Origin of the sequence: Luteibacter sp. 9135 (genome assembly GCF_000745005.1) — a bacterium.
In the GTDB taxonomy this organism is placed as follows: domain Bacteria; phylum Pseudomonadota; class Gammaproteobacteria; order Xanthomonadales; family Rhodanobacteraceae; genus Luteibacter.
This window is the reverse complement of the sequence record NZ_JQNB01000001.1, coordinates 2,520,935-2,544,233: the sequence shown is the minus strand read 5'-3', so window position 1 is coordinate 2,544,233 and position 23,299 is coordinate 2,520,935. Positions and strand designations below refer to the sequence as shown.

Here is a 23,299-nt window from a genome sequence, read left to right as displayed (position 1 = left end):
CTCAGTCGGAACCGCCGTGCGTGACGCGAAGGCGCCATACCGTGCAGCGGATGAAGGCGTGACGCTCGATCCGCCCTTCGGCTTCGAGCAGTTCGAGGGCGCGTTGCGTGATCTGCGGCGTCACGCCGGGCGATGGCGAAGCCACCCACCATTGATGAATGCCCTCCAGCGTGTCCGCCGCACGCGGATGCTCACGCAGGTAGGCGATCAGACGGTCGGCCACGTCGCGCACGAGCGGTTCGGTCATGGGCCCTCGCTGGACGAATGCAGGCATGGGAAATCGGGGACGGGAGGCCGGTCAGTGTTCGACCGTGTCCGCGTCCCGTTTGTCCTTCGCCCCGTATTTGCGCACGAGCTTGCTGAACGCACTGCGATCCTGGCCCGCCATGCGGGCCGCATGCGAGACATTGCCCTGCGCCATGGCCAGCGTGCGCGTCACGTAGCCGCGCTCGAATTCCTCGATGGCGCGCGCCTTGGCGTCCTTGAACTCGCCTTCCGTGGCCAGGCCCACCGCATCGCGCCGCGTGCCCTGCCCGGCCGTGGCGCGGATCTCGTCGCCGTCGCACAGCAGGAACTCCCGGTGGACAAAGTGTTCAAGCTCGCGGACGTTTCCCGGCCACCCATGCCCGGCCATGACGTGCAGCGCATCGGTATGGAAGCGCTTGGACGAGACCTGCCCACGGTATTGCTCGTTCAACCGGGCAAGGAAGACATGGGCCAGTTCGACCGCGTCGTTGCCGCGTTCGCGCAGTGGCGGCAGGGTGAGCGTCAACACCTGCAAGCGATACAGCAGATCGCGCCGGAACCGGCGCGCCTCCGCCAGCGCACCCAGGTCGGCGTTGCTGGCCGCCACCAGGCGCACGTTCGCCGTTCGCTGCTGCGAACCACCCACGCGGCGATAGGTGCGGTCCTGCAGGAAGCGCAACAGTGCCGCCTGGGCCTTGGCCGGCAAGGCGTCCACCTCGTCGAGGAACAGGGTGCCGCCGTCGGCCTCGGCGATCAGGCCCAAGGTGGCATTCTTCGCGTCGGTGAAAGCACCGCGCTCGTGGCCGAACAACTCGCTTTCCACCAGCGATTCCGCCAGCGCGCCGCAGTTGATGGGAATGAACGGCATACCGGCGCGCGCGCTGAGGTAATGCACCGCCCGTGCCGCCAGTTCCTTGCCGGTGCCCGTCTCGCCGCCGATGAGCACGGTGACGTCGAAGGCCGCGAATCGGCGCAATTGCGCGAGTACATGGTGGAACTGGGGCGACGACCCCAGCAGCTTGGCACCCAGTACGTCTTCCACACGGACCCCCTGAAGGCATGCAGGGGACGGCAAGGCGGGCGCAAGAAACTACGGTCGGCATGACCGTGGTTTGCGTGTCTTCGACTCCCCTGGGCGCGAAAATCTAATACGCCACGCATGCGCTGGCAACCATCGTTTTCGGCTATCGTGGTTTCGTCTCGCGGTGTGTCGCGGGCACGTCACAACGGAAGGCTATCGTGTTCATCCGCCTGGGATTCCTGCTGCTCATCGTGGCGTTCGGCCTGTGCTGTTTCGTGGCAGGCGTGCTCGCGCCCGACGGCTGGAAGACCGGTCTGGCATCCTGGTCGGCACCCGCGTTCGGCCGTCCGTCCGCAAGTGTGCCGAAAACGTCCGACGATTCCGCCAGCCACCCCACGCCACCCGCGGCGGCGTCCCCCGCGCGCCCGTCCACTGCACATCCACCCGCCACGGCCAGCCTGCTCGTCGACACCGACGTGGCGCAGCCGACGCCTGCGCAAGGCCAGCCCGTGTATGCGCTGCAGCTGGGCCAGTACGTCGACACCACGGAGGCCACCACGGCGTTGCGGCGCATCGCCGGACGCACCCAGGGGCTGGCGCTGGCGCAACTGGATACCGTGGATGCCGCGCAGCGGCACTGGTCGGTCGTGGCCATCGGCCGTTATGTTTCCGCGGACGCGGCCCGGCGTGCCGCACCACGTGTGCAGGCGATACTCGGCGTGGACGATCTTCCCGTGATCCGCCTGCCCGCCACGCCACCGTCGCCGGCCGCCGCACCCTAGGCCGTCCTGTCCATCCGATCGTTCACCGCTTGCCGGAGACGCCACCATGCCATCGCTGCCTCCCCGTTCCGGCCGCGGTCCGTATACGCGGATCGCCGTGCTCAAGCCCGAATCCGCGGGACGGCCTGTGCTGGGCAGCTTCCAGCCACTGGAAGACGATCGTCGTGCCCGCGCCGCCACGCAATGGGGTACGGGACACACGGTGCCCCGGGGCACGCCCCCGCCCAGCCTGGAGGCACCGCTGCCGACCCGCGTGCGCACGCTGCTGTCGCACGGCGTGGAGCCCGAACTGGCCGGTCAACTGCGCGGCGGTCCCGCGCACTCGCCCGGGTCGCGGCGCGACACCGAGCGCAAGCTGCAACGGGTACTGGACGCCGGCAGCGACGGTGTCTACCACGACGATCCGCTGGCCTCGCCCAACCTCTCCGGGCGCTCCGATCGCGGCGAACGTGGCGATGTCACCCCGATCATTGATGAATCCACGACATAGGACCAAGCGTGTTACCCCGCTTAATCGCTGGGTGGAGGGTGGCTAGCATGGTGGCCTGTCTTCCCTCATCCCCGGAGATTTGCCATGCACACACGAATTCTCGGTAACAGCGGCCTCGAGGTGTCGGCACTCGGCTTCGGCTGCATGGGCCTGAACTTCAGCTACGGCCACGCCCTGGACACGGACGCGGCCATGCGGCTCATCCGCGACGCCGTCGACCTCGGCGTGACCTTCTTCGACACCGCGGAAGTCTATGGCCCGTTCACCAACGAAGCGATCGTCGGCAAGGCGCTCGCCCCCGTGCGCGACCGCGTAGTCATCGCCACCAAGTTCGGCTTCGCCTTCGAGGCCGGCAAGCAATCGGGACTGGACAGCCGCCCGGCGTCCATCCGCAAGGCGGCCGAGGGTTCGCTCTCGCGACTGGGTATCGAGCAGATCGACCTGCTCTACCAGCACCGCGTCGATCCCGCCGTGCCGATCGAAGATGTCGCCGGCACGGTCCGGGACCTGATCCAGGAAGGCAAGGTGAAACACTTCGGCCTGTCCGAGCCGGGCGTGCAGACGCTGCGCCGCGCGCACGCCGTGCAGCCGGTGGCCGCACTGCAGAACGAATATTCGCTGTGGACGCGCGATGTGGAAACCAACGGCATCCTCGATGCGTGTGAGGAACTCGGCATCGGCCTGGTCGCCTATAGCCCGCTGGGCAAGGGCTTCCTCACCGGCGCGATGAACAAGGATACGAAGCTCGGCGACGGTGACTTCCGCAAGGCGCTGCCGCGCTTCGCTCCCGAGGCGATGGAGGCCAACGAGGCCCTGGTCGGGATGATCCGCGGCATTGCCGACGGCAAGGGCGTGACGCCGGCGCAGATCGCCCTTGCCTGGCTGCTGGCACGCAAGCCGTGGATCGTGCCCATCCCGGGGACGACGAAGGTGCATCGGCTGAAAGAGAACATCGGCGCGGAAGCCGTGTCGCTCGATGCCGACGAGCTGGCCGGGATCGAAAAGGCGGCCGCCGCCATCGACATCGAAGGCGGACGCTATCCGCCGCACCTGCAGGCCATGATCGGGCGTTGAAACCGCCGCGAGCGCGGAGGCCCGGGTGCTACGATCCCGGGCATTTCCATCGGGGCATCGCAACGCGTGCGTAAAGACATCTACGACATGATGGCCTTCCTCGCCGTGGCCCGCGAGCGTAGCTTCACGCGGGCCGCGGCGAAACTCGGCACCTCGCAGTCGGCGCTGAGCCACACCATCCGCGGACTGGAAGCACGCTTGGGCGTGCGCCTGCTCACGCGCACCACGCGCAGCGTCTCGCCCACCGAGGCGGGCGAACGGCTGATCGGCAGCGTGGGGCCGCGCTTCGACGAGATCGAGGCGGAGATCGAGGCCCTGGGCGAGCTGCGCGAACGCCCGGCAGGCAACCTGCGCATCACCACCGCGGAGCATGCCGCGCAATCCATCGTCATGCCTGCGCTGGAACGGTTCCTGCCGCAGTACCCGGACATCCATGTCGAGCTGAGCGTCGATTACGGGCTGGTGGACATCGTGGCCGAGCGCTACGACATCGGCATCCGCCTGGGCGAGCACCTGGCCAGGGACATGATCGCCGTGCCGGTTGGCCCGCCCATGCGCATGGCCGTGGTCGCCACGCCCGGCTATTTCGAGCGGCGCACGCTCCCGCGCACGCCACAGGACCTGACCGGGCACAACTGCATCAACCTGCGCCTGCCGACCTACGGCAGCCTGTACGCCTGGGACTTCGAGAAGGACGGCCGCGAAGTGAAGGTGCGGGTGGAGGGCCAGTTGATCCTCGACGGCATGAACGCGATCGTCCGTGCGTCCCTGGCTGGCCTGGGCCTGGCCTGGGTACCCGAGGACGTGGTCTCGCGGCATGTCGAAGCGGGAACACTGGTGCGTGTGCTGGAGAACTGGTGCGAACCCTTCGCCGGCTATCACCTCTATTACCCCAACCGCCGACAGCCCGTGCCGGCCCTTACCTTGCTGGTGGATGCACTGCGTTACCGAGGCTAAATCGTCCACCAAACCTTGACATATGGCCGATTGACACGACCTCCTGTGTAGCCGAGGATCGTTTCAGGCCGCGCCCGGGTCCCGGTGCCGCGCAGCACGCAGGAGAAACACCATGAGCCAGCGCCACCTCATCCTCGCCGCATGGTTGGCCCTGGCCGTCGTGTCGTATGTCGCCGGGTCGGTCACCGGAACACTGCTGCTCGTCGGTGCAGGCGTGGTCACGGAAACGCTGTTCTGGTTCAACCTGATGCAGCAGCGGCGCATGCAGCGCGTGCGTGTGGTTGCCCGTCGGCGCTGAGGGTTGTGTGGATCGCCCACATCGTGGGCTCCTACGTAGGTAGTCGGCGCAACGTGTACCTGTAGGAGCGGACGATGTCCGCGATCCACTCCCGCGACCACACACCCGCAAACACGCCCTACCTTCCCAAGCAACAACACGCAATTTCACGTCACGGCAGATGACCCGGCGGCGATAATACGGGCATGACCCGACGCAACGCCCCGCCTACTATTCCCGTCAACGTCCCCACGCCCACCGACACCCGCGGCTTCGTCCGCGTCCGTGGCGCACGCGAACACAACCTGAAAAACATCGACGTCGACATCCCGCGCGACGCCCTTGTGGTGTTCTCCGGCGTTTCGGGCTCCGGCAAATCCTCGCTCGCCTTCGGCACGCTCTACGCCGAGGCGCAGCGGCGCTATTTCGAATCCGTGGCCCCCTACGCGCGACGCCTCATCGACCAGGTGGGCGTTCCCGATGTGGACGACATCGAAGGGCTTCCGCCGGCGGTGGCGCTGCAACAGCAACGCGGCACGCCGGGCACGCGCTCGTCGGTGGGCAGCGTCACCACGTTGTCCAGCCTGGTGCGGATGTTGTACTCGCGCGCAGGCTCGTACCCGCCGGACCAGCCGATGCTGTTCGCCGAGGACTTCTCGCCGAACACGCCGCAGGGCGCGTGCCCGCATTGCCATGGCCTGGGGCGTGTCTACGAGGTGACCGAAGCCTCGATGGTGCCCGACCCCACCCTCACCATCCGCGAGCGCGCCATCGCCTCGTGGCCGCCGGCCTGGCACGGGCAGAACCTGCGCGACATCCTGGTCACGCTGGGCTACGACGTGGACATCCCGTGGAAAGACCTTCCGAAGAAACAGCGCGACTGGATACTGTTCACCGAGGAAACGCCGACGGTACCGGTGTATGCGGGCTTCACCCCCGCCGAAACGCGTGCCGCGCTCAAGCGCAAGGCCGAGCCGAGCTACATGGGCACGTACATGGGCGCGCGTCGCTACGTGCTGCACACGTTCGCGAGCACGCAAAGCCCGTTGATGAAGAAACGCGTGTCGCGCTACATGATCGGCAGCCTGTGCCCGCTGTGCGACGGCAAGCGGCTCAAGCGCGAGTCGCTGGCGGTGACCTTCGCCGGCCTGGACATCGGCAGCCTGTCCGCGCTCTCGTTCGATGCGCTGGTGGACACGCTGCGGCCCATCGCCGAAGGCCGCTTCGAAGACGACTTAGGAACCAGCACGCGCAGCCGCGCCGCAGGCAAGCGCGCCGACGCGAAGCGCGTGGCCGGCGGTGGCGCGGCGCACCAGGGCTCGTCGGACGTGCGCCGCACCTCGCACCTCTCGCCGGAGAAACGCATCGCCGCGCAGCGTATCGCGCAGGACCTGCTGGTCCGCACGGGCACGTTGCAGTCGCTGGGTCTGGGCTACCTGTCGATGGACCGCGCCAGCCCGACCTTGTCGCCGGGCGAATTGCAGCGCCTGCGCCTGGCCACGCAGATACGCTCCAACCTGTTCGGCGTGGTCTACGTGCTCGACGAACCCTCCGCCGGCTTGCATCCCGCCGACAGCGAGGCGCTGCTGTCCGCCCTGGAGCAACTGAAGCGATCGGGCAACACCCTTTTCGTCGTCGAACACGACCTGGACGTGATGCGCCGCGCCGACTGGCTGGTCGATGTCGGTCCAGATGCCGGCGAGCACGGCGGCCGGATCCTCTACAGCGGCCCGCCAGCAGGCCTGGCCGACGTGGCGCTGTCGCGCACCGCCCCCTACCTGTTCGGGACGACGCGCCCGCGCGAACGGTCGACGCGCATACCTTCCCGCTGGCTGGAACTGAAAGGCATCACCCGCAACAACCTGCACGCGCTGGATGTCGCCTTTCCCCTGGGGTTGTTCACCGCCGTGACCGGTATCTCCGGATCGGGCAAGTCCAGCCTGGTCAGCCAGGCCCTGGTCGAACTGCTCGGCGACCACCTGGGCCATGAGCCCGCCGCCGTCGACAATGAGACCGACGACGCCACGCCCGCCATCGTCACGAAAACCGGCGGTCGCATCCATAAGGGAGCGGACAGCATCACCCGCCTGGTCCAGGTCGACCAGAAACCGATCGGACGCACGCCGCGCTCCAACCTGGCCACCTATACCGGACTGTTCGACCACGTGCGCAAGCTGTTCGCGGCCACGCGCGCCGCCAAGGCGAAGCGCTACGACGCGGGGCGTTTTTCCTTCAACGTGGCCAAGGGCCGCTGCGACACCTGCGACGGCGAGGGCTTCGTCAGCGTCGAACTGCTGTTCATGCCCAGTGTCTACGCCCCCTGCCCTACTTGCCACGGCGCGCGCTACAACGAGGCCACACTCGCCATCCGCTGGAACGACAGGAACATCGCGGAGGTGTTGCAACTCACGGTGGAAGAAGCCTGCGAGTTCTTTGCCGACGAGCCCGCCGTGATGAAACCGCTCATGCTGCTCTACGACATCGGCTTGGGTTACCTGCGCCTGGGCCAGCCGGCCACCGAGCTTTCCGGCGGCGAGGCGCAACGGATCAAGCTGGCCACCGAACTGCAGCGTTCGCAGCGCGGCAGCAATTTCTACGTGCTGGACGAACCGACCACCGGCCTGCATCCGTCGGACGTGGACAAACTGGTCTCGCAGCTGCAGGGGCTGGTCGATGCGGGCAACACCGTCGTCGTGGTCGAACACGAGATGCGCGTCGTCGCGGGTGCCGACTGGGTGATCGACGTGGGTCCCGGTGCCGGCAGCGAGGGCGGACGCATCGTCGCCAGCGGCCCGCCCCGCACCGTGGCCGCCGAAAGCGCCAGCCGCACGGCTCCCTACCTGGCGCGTGTCATCGGCTGATCAACCGCCCTCGGCGACCCGCAGTTCGTTGACGTCACGCACGCTGTAGACGTCTATCGCATAAGGCTGCCGGGTATCGCCGGTGGCCTTGAAGCGACCGAACACGGTGGCGTCGGCCCGCATACCCTTGGCAGCGACGGTCCGCCGGAACGACGACACGTCACGCTTGCCCATCGCTTTCTCGTCCATGGCCAGCGCCACGGCGCCCTTGCACTGCGCGTCCGACAGCGTGGTGACCTTGCCCTCGCTGCTGGCGATGCCGCGCACGGTCACGGTGGTGTTGAGATAGCGCGCCGCGCCGTCGAGCACCGCACAAATCGAGTCCGGCGGCGTCTCCGGCGCCGCACGCGCGGTCAGCGGCGCGACGGCCAGCACCCATGCCACGGCGACGGCGGTCGCCCCTCCCAACATCTTGGTTTTCATTGGTTACCCCCAGTTCCCGGCCCGATGCGGGCCTGGCCGTATGGACGGCCGAGGGAAGGACACCGCGTTTGCGGCGCCGCGTCAATAAGAAAAATGGTCAGTTGAGGACATCGGGAGGGTTAGCGGCGGCAAGAGCCGGCGGGTGCCACCCTCGTGGCCACGCCTGCGGCGACCCGTCAATGAAAGCCGCTGCGCGGCCATGTATTGATTGCCCGTCGGGCCGGGTCGGGCTTCGCACAGGGGTTTTCGACTCGACATCCCTGTCTCGCGAAAACGGCCGGCCATCCGGGCCGGCCCCCTTCGGGCCTGATCTGTGCGAATCCCTCGCCTGCGGCTACCGGCCACGAGGGTGGCACCCGCCGGCTCTTTCCAGCGCTGAGGTTGCGTGTGGGGAGAGCGAAGAGCTGGGCTTCGCTTCGTTGCTGGGAACGCTCGCCTGCCTGATGCGCATGGCATCGGTCGCCTTAGATACATTGAGGGTTCGCGCACATGCGTGCGCTCCTACACAGCCAGCGGATCACGCGTCGAAGATTCCACAGCCTGCCCTACCCTGTGTAGGAGCGCACGATGTGCGCGAAAAGCCAACAAAGCGATGACGCCGTACCCTACCTCTGCTCGTTCACCGCCACTCGCTGCTCGCCCAACAACCCACCTCAGTGTCGACAAGAGCCGGCGGGTAGCCCCCTCGGGGCCGGTAGCCGCAGGCGAGGGATTCGAACGGAAAAAGCCCGAAGGGGGCCGGCCAGGACGGCCGGCCGTTTCCGCTGAGACAGGAGGTCGAATCGGAAACCTCCGTTCGAAGCCCGACCCGGCCCGTAGGGCAATAGATAGACGGCCGCGCCAGCGGCCCTTCCTTAGCGGGTCGCAGCAGGCGTGGCACCGAGGGGCTACCCGCCGGCTCTTGCTCGAACGCCGCGACGCTCCAAGCTCCAAGCCCCAACGCGATGCCGAAGGCGAGCCCGAACCAAACGTCCAATCCCAAAACTCAGGCCTTGCCCGCCGCCACGTTCACGCTGATCGCGATGATGAAAACGTTGAAGAAAAAAGCGATAGCACTGTGCATCAGGCCCACACGGCGCAGGTAGCGCGTGGTGATCTGCACGTCGGAGACCTGGAAGGTCATGCCGATGGTGAAGGCGAAATAAGCGAAATCCCAGTAATCGGGTTCTTCGTCGCCGGGAAAGTCCAGGCCCTTGTGCGGCTCGCCGAATTCGCCGTAGTAACCGTGCGCATAGTGCAGCGAGAACAGCGTGTTCATGAACGTCCACGCCAGGATGATCGTGCTTGCCGCCACGGCGATCGCCATCACGCCGCCCTTGTCGCTGGAGTTCAGCTCGGTGGTGACCGCGCCCAGCACCACGGCGGACAGCACGACGCCACTGAGCAGGGTGGTCCAGCGCCCGGTGTCCTGCTGCGAGGCCTGCCGGCGCATCGTGGCCGGGTTGGCGCCGACGAAGATGCGCAACAGCAGCACGAAGTACACGACGGCACCGATATCGAAACCGATCAGCAACGGCAGCGAACGCGGCAGCCCGCTGAATTCCAGCACCACCGCAGCGACCACGGCGGCGGCCGCACCGACCAGCAGGCGCGGGCGGGCATGCGCGTAACGGATGGGTGCCCACACCTTCTTGCGATGCGACCCGTGTTTTTGCGAGGTGTCGTTCATGCCTGCATCCGCCTTGAGAGTGCGGCGGACTATAGCCGAGTGCATGCCCGATGCACCGGAGGGGCGCGACTGCCGCCCCTCCGGCGACGTGGCACTACGGTTTCCGCCCCGCCAACAAGACGGTCGCTCGCTGCAAGGCCTGGGTCGCCTTGCGGGTCGCCTCCACGGTCAACGCCGTCTCGTCGCGTGCCTCGTCCCACGCTTTAGCGTCGATCGCATCGCCGATTCCCGGCAGGGGGGCGACATCTTCACCCTCCTTGCGACCGGGTGCCTGCAACAGGTGGCGATACGCGCGCCGCTGCGGCAGACCCTCCGTCTGCAGGTAGGCGTCGCCAACCTCGCGCAGGTGACGATTGATCCGGATGGCGTCCGCGGGCGGGATGTCCGCGCTGGCGTCGGCCGCCGCATCGTAAGCGGCCGCTGCCGCCAGCAAGTCACGCTGCGCCGCACGCAAGGCGTCCAAGTCCACCGGCTGCCATGCGTCATCGACCCGCGAAGGCGGCTGCAACTGCCGGTAGGCCACCTCCGCCAGGCGGTACGACCCGTCCGCCACCAGCGCGTTGTGCCGCTGCGCTTCGTCGTGGGCTTTCGTCGCGCCGGCCTGCACCCGATCGATATCGCGACCCAGCGCTTGCGCGAAGACGGTGAATCGCCAGGGCAGCACGTCGGCATTGGCGACACGCAAGGCCAGGCGGGCATTGGTTTTCGCCAGCAGACCGACATAGGCCAGGCCCGGGTCGCCGAAGCGCTGGTAGTGCGCATACGTGTCGTAGAGCGAGTGGTAGACCGGCACGCTTTCCTCGTCGCCGTCGCGGTCGTAACCGTAACGAACATGCAGCGAGGGCACGCCGAATCGATGGGCGAAGGCCAGGTAATCGGAACCGGTGCCCAGCCGAGGCAGGACCACGGGGCCGGCAGGTACCTCCCTGCCCTTCTCGTCGGCGTGCACGGCGCGCTTGGCAAGACGGCGTGCCTGCACGCTCGCTCCCGTCTCCGGATCGCGCAGGTCGGCGGCGACACCGTCCACCAGTGCACCGATCGACGGATCGCCCTGGGCGGCCAGCAGGCCGCGGCCGGTGGTGTCGTTGTTGAGATAGAACACCGCCTTTTTGGCGAGTTCCGCAGCATGGCGTTCCGTCCACGCGCGCGAGCCCAGGATGCCCAGTTCCTCGCCGTCCCAGCTGGCGAAGACCAGGGTGCGCTTGGGTCGAACCCCCGCCTTGGCCAGCTCACCGATGGCTTTCGCTTCGGCCAGCAGCGCCGTGGTGCCCGCCAGCGGGTCCCAGGCCCCGTAGACCCAGGCGTCGTGGTGCACGCCACGGATCACCCACTCGTCCGGGTAGCGGCTGCCGCGGAGTGTGGCGATGACGTTATGCAGCGTGCGCCACTCCCACGGCGAACGGACTTCCAGATGGACACGTGCCTCGCCACCGATGTGATACGTGAGCGGCAGTCCACCCTGCCAGCGGTTCGGCACGACACGACCGCCCAGCGCGCGCAGGAAATGCTCGGCATCACCGTAGCCGATGGTCACCACCGGGATCGACAGGTCGTCGGTATGCCTGGCCGCCTGGATCGTCTTCGCGCTGGCGGCATCCAGCGCGCTGTCGATGCCCAGCGTGCCCCGCTGCACGGTGCGCGGCGTACGCCATGCACCGGTGGGATAGACCTCGCCCTTGGTGAAGCCGTCGGCCTGGGGATCGGAATAGATGACCACGCCCACCGCGCCATGCTGCTGGGCAAGCCGCGGCTTCACCCAGCGACCGGCGCCGCTGGACTTCACCAGCACCACCTTGCCCACGACGGACTGGCCCGTGCGGGCCAGGTCGGCATAGTCCTTCGCCAGTCCCTCGTTGACGTAGATCATCGGCGCGTCCACCGCGCCGTCGGGACTGTACGCCTCCATGCCCGGCAGCACGCCGTCACGCCGCGCGGTGTCGGCATCGCCGGCCACCGCCGGCTCGGTGAAGTCCGCCGCGTAACCGTCGCCGTCCAGCAGGGCAAGCTTCTGCACCGTGGGATAGGCGACGAGCACGCGGGTGGACTCCACCTGTACGTCCCAGCCCCACTGACGCAGGCTGTCGGCGATGAAGCGGGCGTTCTCGTCGTTGTGCGGCGAGCCGACGTGGTTGGGCGCCGAGGTGAGTCGGCGCAGCCAGCCGTCCAGGTCGGCGCCAGCCAGAGCGGCGTCCACGCGACGCTCCGTCTCGCGTTCGGCAACGGACGATGCGGGTGTGAAACCGACCAGCGGTGCGTCCGCGGCCGGCGTGGCGACCGCCGCGGTGACGGTCAGCGACAAGGCAAGCAGAAAGGCACGCATCGACATCAATCCCACCGGTAGGTCACGCTGGCGTAGTAGTAACGGCCGTTCCAGCTCAACGGCGAAAACAGGCTGTACTTGAAGTTGCCGCTGGTGGAGTTGGCGTACTTCACCTGCTCCGGCCGCGCATTGAACGCGTTGTCCGCGCCCGCGGTGAACGTCCAGCGGTCGAGGTTGTAGTCGGCCGATACGTCGAGCGTCCAGCGATGGTCGAAGTCCTGGTCCAGCGCCGGGCCGCTGTTGCTGTAGACGGTGTAGCTGCCGTAGCGCTGCACGTTGGCGTGTGCCGCCCAGCGGCTGTGCAGGTAGTCGAAGCCGACATCGAGCTTGGTCCGCGGATTGGTATCGCCCAGCAACCCCAGTCGCTCGCGGCGCTCCACACGCTGCACCGCCACCCCCAGTTCGTCGAGGATCGCCGGGTTCGGCTTCACCCGCGTCACCTTGTTCTCGTTGTATGCCCAGCCCACGGTGGTGTTGAGGCGATCGCCGTTGGCAAAATCGAAACCGTACTGGCTGACGATGTCGAGCCCGCGCGTGCGTGTGTTCACCGCATTGGTGAAATAACGGATCGACTGGTAATTCGCGTCCACGCCGTTGGCGGCCAGGTAGGCGTTGACGGCCGGCGTGTTGACCGGAATGTTGGACGACAGGTTGATCCGGTTGGCGATCTTGATCCAGTAGGCATCCGCACTGACGTTCCAGCCGTCCAGCGGTTCCAGCACCAGGCCCAGCGTGGCGCTGCGCGACTTCTCCGGCTTGAGTTTCACCGCGCCGAGCAGGCCGGCCGCCGCGGAATCCACGGGGAACGTGCCCGACTGCACCAGCACCTGGCCCTGGCCGAGGTCTTGCAACTGCGAGGAAATATCCGCGTAGTGCTGCTGCACCAGCGTGGGCGCGCGGAACCCGGTGCCTACGCTGCCGCGCAGGGCCACGCGCGGGGTGAAGTCGAAGCGACCGGACAACGCACCGGACGTGGTACCGCCGAAGTCGCTGTACTGCTCATGGCGGCCGGCCAGCGACACCGCGAAGCGGTCGGTCAGGTTGGTGTCCAGGTCCACGTACACGGACGTGTCGTGGCGCTGCCAGTTGCCTTGCAGGTCGCCGGTAATACCGCCGTTGGCGCCGTACTGCGACACGGCGTCGCCCGGCTTCACCTTGTAGCCCTGGCGCAGGTATTCCGCACCGAACGACACGCTGATCGGGTTGGGCAGCCACGACGGGCTGAATTCCTTGCCGATGTCGAGGTTGGCCACCTGCTGGTTGGTCTTGTAATCGGCGCCCTGGATGAAGAACGGCGTGCTGCCGAACGCGCGGTAGTAGTCCGCGTTGATCGCATGGCTGCGCTGGTCGTATTCGTTCGACCCATGGCTGACCGACGCGTCGTAATGCCAGCCGCTGTCGAATTCGCCACGCACGCCGGCGGTCAGCGTGGTGTCGTTGACGATGGGCACGTTCACCGGCAGGTAGCCCTGCGGATAGATCGACGCGACGTTGGTCGATTCGCCACGGTGGCGATAGAGGCTGGCGGTCTCGTCGCGATCGCGCCGGTAAAGGGCTTCGACATACACCTCGGCCGCCTTGCTGAAGGCGTACTGTCCCACCAGCGACACCTTGTTCGACTGCACGGCGGGTTCGCCCAGCCAGTACACCTTCTTCCCGTAGGTGGTGCCGACCGAGGCGGCCGTGCGATCCAGGCCGGCGCGGTTGGTGCCGTCGTTGTTCTGCGTGTCGATGGCGACATGGATCGAGCCCTTGTCGCCCAGCTTGAATCCGGTGTCCGCGCTCAGCTGGCGCTGGAGGCCATCGCCCGCGTCGTAGCCGCCGAACTTGGCGGTCACCTGCCCGCCCGTGCCGGACTTCTTCAGGATCACGTTGATCACGCCACCGATGGCATCGGAGCCGTAGCGCGCCGACTGCCCGTCACGCAGCACCTCGATGCGCTCCACCGCCGAGACGGGGATGGCGTTGAGGTCCACGGGGTTCGAACCGCGTCCGATCGCACCGCCCAGGTTGAGGAAGGCACCGGCATGCTGGCGCTTGCCGTCGATCAGCACCAGCACCTGGTCCGGGCTGAGACCGCGCAAGGTCACGGGACGGGCCACTTCGGCACCGCTGATCGTGGTCGGCTGCGGAAAATTGAGCGACGGCACCAGCCGCGCCAGGGCGGCCGTGAGCTGGGTGGCGCCGGTCTGCTGCAGCTGCTGCGGGGTGATCACGTCGATCGCCTGCAACGAGCTGGAAACGGTGCGCTCGGTGCTGCGGGTGCCGGTGACGATCACGGTATCCAGCTGGCTCGGTTTTGCCGATTCCGCTTTGTCCGCCGGGGCGGCCTCCTGGGCATGGGCGGACGTGGCGCCGAGCACGAGGGCCAGCGCGAGGGACAACGGGTGACGACGATGGGTCGAAGGCGACATGGGTGGGACTTTCCCCTGGAAAACGATGAAAGGATCGGCACCTGAGGCGCCGGATAGCCGGGAACGGCGGCACGACACCGCGGCGAAGGCAGCGGCAGCCGGCATGGCCGGAAAAGAATCGAAATATCGTTACCTGCGGCCGACCCGCAGGACACGCGCAACGCGTGGCGTCAGTCGCTCAGGCCCGTCGACACGAACGACACGCAGCGCCGACCGGACATCGCGGCGTGGCCGCTGACATCGACGGAAAGGCAGGTGCGCGGCAGGTGTGTGCGTTCACGGTGAGCGGGTGTCGCCTGGATAGGGCCAGGTGCCATTTGTTGCACCGCAGCGACCCGATGTCAACCCGGTCGATTGGACGTCCATTTCAAGGACTGCGACGCTTTGACGCGCATCGTGCGATGATTTCGCCAGTTCTCCACAGGCCCTTCCCCATGAGCTACGACGACGATTACCCTGAAGAACGCGAGTTCGACGACGAAGAAGGCGAGGAGACGGTCGAGTCGCAGGTGTGGCAGCTGTTGCTGCTGATCAACCCGGGCGACGAGGAAAACGCGCTTCGCCAGTTCACCGTCTACCGCGCGGAAATCGAGGACCAGGGCGACGACGATCCCATCCGTGTCGTGGCGCAGGTCACCGACTGGCAGTCCAGTTTCGAAGTGGACGCCGACGATACCCGCACGCTGGTGGATGCGATCGCCGAGCTGGTCTCGCGCTGGAGCGACGTCACCATCGACTGGGACGGCGACCCCAGCGAGGACGACTTCCACGAGGACATCGACGGTCCGGAGATCTTCAGCCGCGCCTTCGACCAGCTCAACCAGTACGGTTACACGTTGTGGGCCCGCGAAGCGGAAGACGACGACGTCTACGCCGGCTGGATCACGTCCTCGCGCGATGACGAGAACATGCGCCAGCTGGCGGCCAAGCTGGGGATCAACCTTCGGCTGGGTAGCCAAGTCACGTAAGCGGCAGGCGCGCCACGCGGTGCGGCGCGTTCAGGCCAGACGTTCCTTGAGCAGGTCGATGAACGCCCGCACCTTCACCGGCGGTTGGTTGCCCGGATAAACGGCGTGCACCCCGCCCTCGGGCAAGGTGTAGCCCGGCAGCAGGGCCACCAGGCCGCCCGCTTTCAGTTCGGCCTCCACGATGTAATCGGGCAGCACCGAGAGGCCCAGGCCTTCGAGCACGAAGCGGTACGCCGCCGTGGCGCTGTTCGCGCTGGCGACGGCGCGGGTCTGCACCACGCAGTCCGCGGCGTTCGGATCCTTGAACACCCAGCGGGTCGGCGAGGCGAGCACGCTCACCGCGATCCAGCGATGCGTGGACAGATCCTCGGGCACCGCGGGGATGCCGTGGCGGGCGAGATAGGCCGGGGACGCCACCAGGCATTGCCGGAAACTCGACAGCTTCGTCGCGCGCAGGCTGGAGTCGCGCAGCCAGCCCAGGCGGATGGCCAGGTCGAAGCGCTCGGCGATCAGGTCGGTCACGGTGTCGGTAACCACCAGTTCCACACGGACCTGCGGGTAGCGCTCGGCATAGGCGGCCAGCGCCGGCGCCACCACGTTGATGCCGTGGTCGTTCGCGGCGCTGATGCGCAGCGTGCCCATCGGGGTGTCGCGACATTCGCCCAGGCGGGCGATCGCGGCTTCCGCCTCCGCCAGCACGCGCGCGCAGTCCTCGTGGAAACGCTCGCCCGCGTCGGTCAGGGCCATGCGGCGGGTGCTGCGCACCAGCAGCTGCACGCCAAGCTCGGCCTCCAGGCGGGCCAGGTGCTGGCTGACCATCGCCTTGGTCGTGCCCAGTTGCTCGGCGGCGGCCGTGAACGAGCCGGCACGAACCAGGGCGACGAAGACGCCGAGACGGTTGAGGTTGATGTCGATGGCCATGGGCTGGGCTGGGCTGGGCTGGGCTGGGCTGGGATCGTAAAGCAGGAGTTTACGATGAATCGCGCAGATGGCGGTTTTTCCGTAACGGTGCGAGGCGCATGCTGTGCGCCTGACCTGACCAACCCGAGGTTTTTCCATGAAGATCGTTCTGTTCGGCGCCACCGGCAACATCGGCAATGTGATCCTCGACGAGGCCCTGGCCCGCGGCCACGAGGTCACGGCGGTGGTCCGCGACCCGTCGAAGCTCGCCACGAAGCATCCGAAGCTTCACGTGGTGAAGGGCGACGTGGCCGAGCCGGCTTCGTTCGCTCCCTCCCTTGGCGGCGCCGATGCCGCCATCGCCAGCCTCAACGACCACGCCGATCCCGCCAACGTCCCCCGCCAGGCGACCACCCTGCTCGACGCGCTGGCCGCGGCACACGTGAAGCGCTTCGCCTGGGTTGGCGGCGCCGGCAGCCTGGAAACGGCGCCCGGCGTGCGCGTCATCGACGATCCGCATTTTCCCGAGGCATGGAAGACGGCCGCGAACGCGCAGATCGAGGCGCTGAAGGCGTTTCGTGCCAGCACGGCGGCCGTGGACTGGACCTATATCAGCCCCGCCGCCGAGATCGCTCCCGGTGAGCGAAAGGGCAGCTTCCGGGTCGGCGGCGAGCAGTTGCTGGTGGATGCTGGCGGGCACAGCAAAATTTCCACGGCGGATTTCGCCATCGGCGTGCTGGACCGGATCGAGCAAGGCGATGCGGCGAAGAAGCGGGTGACGTTCGCGTATTGAGGGGTGTGAGGTGCGACCGCAACCGCAACCGCAACCGCAACTGTAGGAGCGCACGCATGTGCGCGACATCTTTTCGCGACAACCTCGGCGCTGGCGCTTAGAGGTGGGGGACTGGTGCGAAAAGCACTCGCGCACATCGTGCGCTCCTACGGTATACCGGCCTGCGGCCGGTATACTCTGCCCCCATGAACTACCGTCACGCTTACCATGCCGGCAATTTTGCCGATGTCCTCAAGCACATGGTGCTCGTGGCCCTCATCGATGCCTTGAAGCAGAAGGCCTCGCCGTTCTGCTACATCGACACCCACGCCGGCGGCGGCCGCTACGACCTTCAGGGCAACGAGGCACGCAAGACGGCCGAGGCGGACGAAGGCTTCGGCATCCTCAAGACCGCCAGCGGGCTGCCGCCCCTGCTGTGGAAGTATCTCGAGATCGTCCGGGCCTGCAACGAGGGCAGCGATACGCTGCGTTACTACCCGGGCTCGCCGTGGATCGCCGCGCACCTCATGCGGCAGACGGATTCCGCCCAGATGGTGGACCTGCGCAACGACGAGTCCAGCGCCCTGCGCCAGCTGTTCCATCACGACAAGCGCATCCACGTGCACGAGCGCGACGGCTACGAAGCCATGAAGGCGTTCGTTCCGCCGAAGGAAAAACGCGGTCTGGTCCTTATCGATCCCCCGTTCGAGGCGCAGGAAGCCGAGTTCCGGTTGATCGAGAAGACGCTGAAAGCCGCGCTGGAAAAATGGCCCACCGGCGTCTACGCCGTCTGGTATCCGATCAAGCTGCGCAGCCATGTCCAGCCGTTCCACCGCTGGCTGACCAAGTGCGGCGCCCGGCGCGTGCTGGTGGCCGAGCTGCTGCTGCGTCCGGACGATTCCCCGCTGCGCTTGAACGGCACCGGCATCGCCATCGTGAATGCGCCGTGGAAGCTGGATGACGCCCTGCGCGATTCCCTCAAGCTGCTGCCGAAACTCCTGGGCACCGCCGGCCAGTCCGAGTACCGCCTGACCTGGCTGGTTGAGGAAGGCAAGGATGAAGACGTAGCCCACGCGCCGCAGTCGCCACGTTCAGTCCGCCGGCGGTAGATTGGTGGCACACGCCAGGAGCCGACCCATGCGCCCCCAGACCGTTCGTTTCACCGCCGCCGCTTTCCTGTTCGCCGCCGCCCTTTCCGCCTGCGCCCCGGCACCGATCTACAAGCCGACCCCCAACAACGCCGCCGTGCCGCCGTCCCAGGTGGCCCGGGAGCCGGAACGATACGGCAGCGCCGACGTCATCTGGGGCGGGCGCATCGTCAAGGTCAGCAACTTCGCCGACCACAGCGAGATCGAGATCCTCGCCTACCCGCTGGACCGCTCGCAGCGGCCGCAGGCCAACGACACCGGCAACGGCCGCTTCATCGCCGCCATGCCCGGTTATGTCGAAAGCCTGGATTACCCGGCGGGGGGGCTGGTCACGGTATCCGGACGCCTCAACGGCACGCGCGCATCGAACGTGGGCCAGGCGTCCTACACCTTCCCGCTGGTGACGGTGAACCAGTCGCACGTATGGACGGCCAAGGAAATGTCCGGTGGCCATCCGAACGTGAGTTTCGGCGTGGGCGTGGGCATCCTACGGTAAGATCTTTCGATTACCCATCGGGAACAGGGATCACATGTCGGGACACGCCGATTCGAAGCGCGCGATCTTTCTTGCGCTCGGAGCCAATTTCGCCATCTTCGTCGCCAAGCTCGTAGCGGCCATCTTCACCGGTTCCGGGGCCATGCTGGCCGAGGCGGTCCATTCCCTGGCCGACTGCGGCAACCAGGGCCTGCTTCTGCTGGGCATGCGCCAGGCCAAGCGCCCCCCGTCGGCGGACTATCCGCTCGGCTGGGGCCGTGCGCTGTATTTCTGGTCGTTCCTGGTGGCGATCCTGCTTTTCAGCGTCGGCGGCATGTTCTCGGTGTACGAGGGCGTGCACAAGCTGACCCATCCCGAGCCGCTCAAATGGGCGTGGCTGGCGATCGGCGTGCTGGCCTTCTCGATCGTCACCGAAGGCATTTCCATGCATGGCTGCATGCAGGAAGTGAACAAGGCCCGCGGCGACCAGCCGCTGTGGCAGTGGTTTCGCGAAACCCGCGCCAGCGAGTTGCTGGTGATCTTCGGCGAGGATCTGGCGGCGCTGGTGGGGCTGTGCTTCGCGCTGCTCGCCGTGCTGCTCACCATGCTCACCGGCAACCTCATGTTCGACGCCATCGGCACCATCGCCATCGGCGTGCTGCTGATCGTGGTGGCGGTGGCGGTGGCGCGCGAGGTCAAGGCGCTGCTGATCGGCCAGGGCGTGGAGCCGAAGCGCCGCGTGCAGATGATGGCCTTCCTCGAGGCCCGCCCGGAAATCGACACCGTCTACAACCTGCTCACGCTGCAGATGGGCAACGAGGTGATGGTGGCGATCAAGGCCCGCATGAGCCCCGCGCCCACCGCGCGGGCCATGGTCGAGGCGATCAACATCGTCGAGGCCGACTTCAAGGCCGAGTTCCGCGATGTGCGCTGGAGTTTCTTCGAGCCCGACATCACCGACTGACCCCGTCCGAGGGGCCGGCACCGCTGGCCCTTCACGGGCAGGTAGTACAATCGTCGGCTTGTCCGCAAGCTGCCAAGCCGACTCCATGCCTCTAGTGCTCCCCCGCCCGTCGCTCCCCGCCACCGCCAAGACCCGCCGCTACTGGGCCACGCCCCATGGCTCGGCGTGGGCACTCGAAGTCGCCGAGGCGGCACGCGCGCACGAGGGCGTACTGGTCGTGGTCACCCGCGATACCCGCAGTGCCGACAACCTCGAAAGCGAACTGGCGGTGTTCGCCGGTGAACTGCCGGTGCTGCATTTCCCGGACTGGGAAACCCTGCCCTACGACGTCTTCAGTCCGCACCCGGAAGTGGTTTCCCAGCGTATCGCCACGCTCTATCGCCTACCCACCACCCGGCGCGGTGTGCTGGTGGTGCCGGTGGCCACGCTGATGCAGCGCATCGCGCCGCGCGCCCACATCACCGGATCGGGACTGGTGCTGCGCAAGGGCCAGAAGCTCGACATGGGCGCGGAGCAGCGTCGGCTGGAGGCCGCCGGCTACCGCAACGTGCCGCAGGTGGCCGAACCGGGTGACTTCGCCGTGCGCGGCGCGCTCATCGACATCTACGCGATGGGCGCCGACGAGCCCTACCGCGTGGAGCTGTTCGACGACGAGATCGAGTCCATCCGCAGTTTCGACACCGAAACCCAACGCTCCACCCACCAGGTGGACAGCGTCGACCTGCTGCCCGCACGCGAGTTCCCGCTGACCGAAGACGCGGCGAAGACCTTCCGCGCCAACCTGCGCGAACGCTTTCCCATCGACATCCGTCGCTGTCCGCTCTACCAGGACATGAAGGAAGGCGTGACGCCCGGCGGCATCGAGTACTACCTGCCGTTGTTTTTCGGCGCGACCGAAACCCTGTTCGACTACATCGCGGGCGATGCGATGTTCGTCCTCGGCGAGGGCACGCTGGACGCCGCGGAGCAGTTCTGGACGCAGACCGCCGAGCGCTACGACCAGCGCGCGCACGATATCGAGCGCCCGGTGCTGCCGCCGGCGGAGATCTACCTGCCGCCGGAGCAACTGCGCGAGCGCCTCAACAAGCAGGTGCGGATCGACGTGGTGCCCGCCGGCCACGAGCACGCGGTGGACCTGGGCACGCAGCCGGCACCGGACGTACCGCTGAACCGCAAGGGCGACGAACCGGGCGCGGCGCTGCGGCATTTCCTGTCCAGCTACAAGGGCAGCGTGCTGATCGCGGCGGATTCCGCCGGCCGCCGCGAGGCGCTGATCGAGCAACTGGCCGGTGCCGGCCTGAAACCGGTCAACCTCGACAGCTGGAAGGATTTCCTCGCGCGCGACGAGAAGCTCGCCATCACCGTCGCGTCGCTGGAACAGGGTTTCGCGATCACGAAGCCGGCCTTCACCGTGCTCACCGAGCGCGAGTTGTTCGGCGAACGCGTGCGCACCGATCGCAAGCGTCGCGCCGGTGCCGCGCGCGATCCCGAAAGCATCATCAAGGACCTGACCGAGCTGTCCATCGGCTCGCCCATTGTCCACATCGATCACGGTGTCGGCCGTTACCAGGGGCTGGTGTCCCTGGACGTGGGCGACATGCCCGGCGAGTTCCTCACCATCGAATACGCCAAGGGCGACAAGCTCTACGTGCCGGTGGCCCAGCTCGGTCTGGTCAGCCGCTATACCGGCACCGCGCCGGAACTGGCACCCCTGCACTCGCTCGGCGGCGACGCCTGGGAGCGCGCGCGCAAGAAGGCTGCGGAAAAAGTCCGCGACGTGGCCGCCGAGTTGCTGGGCATCTACGCCCAGCGCGAGGCGCGCCAGGGGCAGTCGCTGTCCGTCGACCGCCCGATGATCGAGGAATTCGCGGCCACCTTCCCGTTCGAGGAAACCCCGGACCAGCAGGCGGCGATCGATGCGGTGATCGTCGATCTGGCCGCGCCGCGCGCCATGGATCGCGTGGTCTGCGGCGACGTGGGTTTTGGCAAGACCGAGGTCGCCCTGCGCGCCGCGTTCGCCGCGGCCACCGCGGGCAAGCAGGTGGCCGTGCTGGTGCCGACCACCCTGCTCGCCCAGCAGCATTACCGCAACTTCGCCGACCGCTTCGCGGACTGGCCGGTACGCGTCGACGTCATCTCCCGCTTCAAGTCGAAAAAGGAAGTGGACGGGGCGTTGCAACGGCTGGCCGACGGCCAAATCGACGTCATCGTCGGTACGCACAAGCTGCTCGGCCCGGACATCCGCTTCAAGGACCTGGGCCTGGTCATCGTCGACGAGGAACAGCGTTTCGGCGTGCGCCAGAAGGAACAACTGAAGAAGCTGCGCGCCGAGGTGGACCTGCTGACCCTCACCGCCACGCCGATCCCGCGCACGCTGAACATGGCGATGAGCGGCCTGCGCGACCTGTCGATCATCGCCACGCCACCGGCCCATCGCACGGCCGTGCGCACGCTGATTTCCACCTATCAACCCGCGCTGATCCGTGAAGCCATCCAGCGCGAGCTGGCCCGCGGTGGCCAGGTCTACTTCCTGCACAACGAAGTGGAGTCGATCGAGCGCATCTCACGCGAGCTGGGCGAACTGGTGCCCGAGGCACGCATCCGCGTCGCCCACGGCCAGATGCCCGAGCGCGAGCTGGAACAGGTGATGGCCGATTTCCACCGGCAGCGGTTCAACGTGCTGGTGTCCACCACCATCATCGAATCGGGCATCGACATCCCCACCGCCAACACCATTGTGGTGAACCGTGCCGACCGCTTCGGCCTGGCCCAGCTGCACCAGTTGCGCGGACGCGTGGGTCGCTCGCATCACCGCGCCTATGCCTACCTCATCGTGCCCGACCGCAAGGCGATGACCGCCGATGCGGAGAAGCGCCTGGAAGCGCTGGCCTCGCTGGAGGAACTGGGGGCCGGCTTCACGCTCGCCACCCACGACCTAGAGATCCGCGGTGCGGGCGAGATGCTGGGCGAGGAACAGTCCGGACAGATCCAGGAGATCGGCTTCGGGCTGTATACCGAGCTGCTGGACCGCGCGGTGCGCGCGCTGAAGTCGGGCAAGGTGCCGGATTTCGACCTCACCTCCGAGCACGAAACCGAGGTGGAACTGCACCTGCCCGCGCTGATCCCCGGAGACTACCTGCCCGATGTCCACACGCGACTGACGTTGTACAAGCGCATCGCCAGCGCGCGCGACGAGCACGGCCTGCGCGAGCTGCAGGTCGAGATGATCGACCGTTTCGGCCTGCTGCCCGAACAGACCAAGTGCCTGTTCGCCGTTGCGCAACTGAAGCTCATGGCCACCCCGCTCGGCATCCGCAAGGTCGATTTCGGCGCCAGCGGTGGACGCATCACCTTCCGCGACAAGCCCGACATCGACCCGATGGCCCTGATCAAGCTGATCCAGCAACAGCCGCGCATCTTCAAGATGGACGGCCAGGACAAGCTCCGGGTAATCCTCGAGCTATCTGGTAGCGCCGAACGCATCCGCACCGCGCAAGACCTGCTGGTCTCCCTGGGTGCCCGCCGGCCGGGGTGATGC

Annotated in this window: 19 protein-coding genes; 12 read left to right on the top strand and 7 right to left on the bottom strand. The window is 67.2% G+C overall.

Translation table 11 applies throughout. The annotated features are described in order from the left end of the window. Position 1: 1 nt before the first annotated feature. Positions 2-247, bottom strand: a complete 246-nt coding sequence (locus FA89_RS10980) for a hypothetical protein (RefSeq protein ID WP_051938688.1) — start codon at positions 245-247, stop codon at positions 2-4. Positions 248-298: 51 nt separating this feature from the next. Continuing rightward, complete coding sequence (locus FA89_RS10975; RefSeq protein WP_036140658.1) at positions 299-1,288, bottom strand: sigma 54-interacting transcriptional regulator; 990 nt, start codon at positions 1,286-1,288, stop codon at positions 299-301. A 197-nt stretch (positions 1,289-1,485) separates the two neighbouring features. On the opposite strand from FA89_RS10975, the gene FA89_RS10970 reads away from it, so the two are divergent. From FA89_RS10970 to FA89_RS10945, 6 genes are all read left to right on the top strand, one after another. Further along, positions 1,486-2,049, top strand: coding sequence for a hypothetical protein (locus tag FA89_RS10970; RefSeq protein WP_036140657.1), 564 nt, complete (start codon positions 1,486-1,488; stop codon positions 2,047-2,049). Positions 2,050-2,095: 46 nt separating this feature from the next. After that, complete coding sequence (locus FA89_RS10965) at positions 2,096-2,539, top strand: hypothetical protein (protein WP_036140656.1); 444 nt, start codon at positions 2,096-2,098, stop codon at positions 2,537-2,539. 84 nt (positions 2,540-2,623) lie between these two features. Then, positions 2,624-3,613: an aldo/keto reductase gene (locus tag FA89_RS10960; protein WP_036140655.1), complete on the top strand. Its 990-nt coding sequence runs from the start codon at positions 2,624-2,626 to the stop codon at positions 3,611-3,613. Positions 3,614-3,700: 87 nt separating this feature from the next. Then, positions 3,701-4,570, top strand: a complete 870-nt coding sequence (locus FA89_RS10955; RefSeq protein ID WP_036144116.1) for a LysR family transcriptional regulator — start codon at positions 3,701-3,703, stop codon at positions 4,568-4,570. A 112-nt stretch (positions 4,571-4,682) separates the two neighbouring features. Then, positions 4,683-4,868: a hypothetical protein gene (locus FA89_RS10950; protein ID WP_036140654.1), complete on the top strand. Its 186-nt coding sequence runs from the start codon at positions 4,683-4,685 to the stop codon at positions 4,866-4,868. A 185-nt stretch (positions 4,869-5,053) separates the two neighbouring features. Next, a complete protein-coding gene (locus FA89_RS10945; protein WP_036140653.1) occupies positions 5,054-7,708 on the top strand; it encodes an excinuclease ABC subunit UvrA in 2,655 nt (884 codons plus the stop codon). On the opposite strand, the gene FA89_RS10940 is transcribed toward FA89_RS10945, so the two are convergent. From FA89_RS10940 to FA89_RS10925, 4 genes are all read right to left on the bottom strand, one after another. Continuing rightward, on the bottom strand, positions 7,709-8,131 hold the full coding sequence (locus FA89_RS10940; protein WP_036140652.1) for a hypothetical protein: 423 nt from the start codon (positions 8,129-8,131) through the stop codon (positions 7,709-7,711). A 985-nt stretch (positions 8,132-9,116) separates the two neighbouring features. Then, positions 9,117-9,800, bottom strand: a complete 684-nt coding sequence (locus FA89_RS10935) for a DUF1345 domain-containing protein (protein WP_036140651.1) — start codon at positions 9,798-9,800, stop codon at positions 9,117-9,119. Positions 9,801-9,894: 94 nt separating this feature from the next. Beyond that, on the bottom strand, positions 9,895-12,120 hold the full coding sequence (locus FA89_RS10930; protein ID WP_185754320.1) for a M28 family peptidase: 2,226 nt from the start codon (positions 12,118-12,120) through the stop codon (positions 9,895-9,897). A 5-nt stretch (positions 12,121-12,125) separates the two neighbouring features. Beyond that, positions 12,126-14,534 (bottom strand): TonB-dependent receptor plug domain-containing protein, encoded by a 2,409-nt coding sequence (locus tag FA89_RS10925; RefSeq protein WP_036140649.1) that lies wholly within the window; start codon positions 14,532-14,534, stop codon positions 12,126-12,128. Positions 14,535-14,968: 434 nt separating this feature from the next. On the opposite strand from FA89_RS10925, the gene FA89_RS10920 reads away from it, so the two are divergent. Beyond that, positions 14,969-15,502 (top strand): DUF6630 family protein, encoded by a 534-nt coding sequence (locus FA89_RS10920; RefSeq protein ID WP_036140648.1) that lies wholly within the window; start codon positions 14,969-14,971, stop codon positions 15,500-15,502. A gap of 30 nt (positions 15,503-15,532) precedes the next feature. On the opposite strand, the gene FA89_RS10915 is transcribed toward FA89_RS10920, so the two are convergent. After that, entirely contained in the window at positions 15,533-16,423 is an 891-nt protein-coding gene (locus FA89_RS10915) for a LysR family transcriptional regulator (RefSeq protein ID WP_036140647.1), read from the bottom strand. A gap of 136 nt (positions 16,424-16,559) precedes the next feature. Between FA89_RS10915 and FA89_RS10910 the strand changes: the two genes are divergently transcribed. From FA89_RS10910 to mfd, 5 genes are all read left to right on the top strand, one after another. After that, entirely contained in the window at positions 16,560-17,195 is a 636-nt protein-coding gene (locus FA89_RS10910; RefSeq protein WP_036140646.1) for an NAD(P)-dependent oxidoreductase, read from the top strand. 185 nt (positions 17,196-17,380) lie between these two features. Then, on the top strand, positions 17,381-18,283 hold the full coding sequence (locus tag FA89_RS10905) for a 23S rRNA (adenine(2030)-N(6))-methyltransferase RlmJ (protein ID WP_036140645.1): 903 nt from the start codon (positions 17,381-17,383) through the stop codon (positions 18,281-18,283). 28 nt (positions 18,284-18,311) lie between these two features. Next, a complete protein-coding gene (locus FA89_RS10900; protein ID WP_036140644.1) occupies positions 18,312-18,818 on the top strand; it encodes a Slp family lipoprotein in 507 nt (168 codons plus the stop codon). Positions 18,819-18,852: 34 nt separating this feature from the next. Continuing rightward, on the top strand, positions 18,853-19,761 hold the full coding sequence (locus FA89_RS10895) for a cation diffusion facilitator family transporter (protein ID WP_036140643.1): 909 nt from the start codon (positions 18,853-18,855) through the stop codon (positions 19,759-19,761). Positions 19,762-19,846: 85 nt separating this feature from the next. After that, positions 19,847-23,296 carry a transcription-repair coupling factor gene (mfd, locus tag FA89_RS10890; protein ID WP_036140642.1) on the top strand — a complete coding sequence of 1,150 codons (3,450 nt, stop codon included), beginning with the start codon at positions 19,847-19,849 and terminating at the stop codon, positions 23,294-23,296. Positions 23,297-23,299: the final 3 nt, after the last annotated feature.

What these genes read in the sequence shown, in the direction of transcription:
- FA89_RS10980 (WP_051938688.1), bottom strand. Translation starts at nt 247, where the DNA reads ATGACCGAACCGCTCGTGCGCGACGTGGCCGACCGTCTGATCGCCTAC.
- FA89_RS10965 (WP_036140656.1), top strand. Translation starts at nt 2,096, where the DNA reads ATGCCATCGCTGCCTCCCCGTTCCGGCCGCGGTCCGTATACGCGGATC.
- FA89_RS10960 (WP_036140655.1), top strand. Translation starts at nt 2,624, where the DNA reads ATGCACACACGAATTCTCGGTAACAGCGGCCTCGAGGTGTCGGCACTC.
- FA89_RS10955 (WP_036144116.1), top strand. Translation starts at nt 3,701, where the DNA reads ATGATGGCCTTCCTCGCCGTGGCCCGCGAGCGTAGCTTCACGCGGGCC.
- FA89_RS10950 (WP_036140654.1), top strand. Translation starts at nt 4,683, where the DNA reads ATGAGCCAGCGCCACCTCATCCTCGCCGCATGGTTGGCCCTGGCCGTC.
- FA89_RS10945 (WP_036140653.1), top strand. Translation starts at nt 5,054, where the DNA reads ATGACCCGACGCAACGCCCCGCCTACTATTCCCGTCAACGTCCCCACG.
- FA89_RS10940 (WP_036140652.1), bottom strand. Translation starts at nt 8,131, where the DNA reads ATGAAAACCAAGATGTTGGGAGGGGCGACCGCCGTCGCCGTGGCATGG.
- FA89_RS10935 (WP_036140651.1), bottom strand. Translation starts at nt 9,800, where the DNA reads ATGAACGACACCTCGCAAAAACACGGGTCGCATCGCAAGAAGGTGTGG.
- FA89_RS10930 (WP_185754320.1), bottom strand. Translation starts at nt 12,120, where the DNA reads ATGCGTGCCTTTCTGCTTGCCTTGTCGCTGACCGTCACCGCGGCGGTC.
- FA89_RS10925 (WP_036140649.1), bottom strand. Translation starts at nt 14,534, where the DNA reads ATGTCGCCTTCGACCCATCGTCGTCACCCGTTGTCCCTCGCGCTGGCC.
- FA89_RS10920 (WP_036140648.1), top strand. Translation starts at nt 14,969, where the DNA reads ATGAGCTACGACGACGATTACCCTGAAGAACGCGAGTTCGACGACGAA.
- FA89_RS10915 (WP_036140647.1), bottom strand. Translation starts at nt 16,423, where the DNA reads ATGGCCATCGACATCAACCTCAACCGTCTCGGCGTCTTCGTCGCCCTG.
- FA89_RS10910 (WP_036140646.1), top strand. Translation starts at nt 16,560, where the DNA reads ATGAAGATCGTTCTGTTCGGCGCCACCGGCAACATCGGCAATGTGATC.
- FA89_RS10905 (WP_036140645.1), top strand. Translation starts at nt 17,381, where the DNA reads ATGAACTACCGTCACGCTTACCATGCCGGCAATTTTGCCGATGTCCTC.
- FA89_RS10900 (WP_036140644.1), top strand. Translation starts at nt 18,312, where the DNA reads ATGCGCCCCCAGACCGTTCGTTTCACCGCCGCCGCTTTCCTGTTCGCC.
- FA89_RS10895 (WP_036140643.1), top strand. Translation starts at nt 18,853, where the DNA reads ATGTCGGGACACGCCGATTCGAAGCGCGCGATCTTTCTTGCGCTCGGA.
- mfd (WP_036140642.1), top strand. Translation starts at nt 19,847, where the DNA reads ATGCCTCTAGTGCTCCCCCGCCCGTCGCTCCCCGCCACCGCCAAGACC.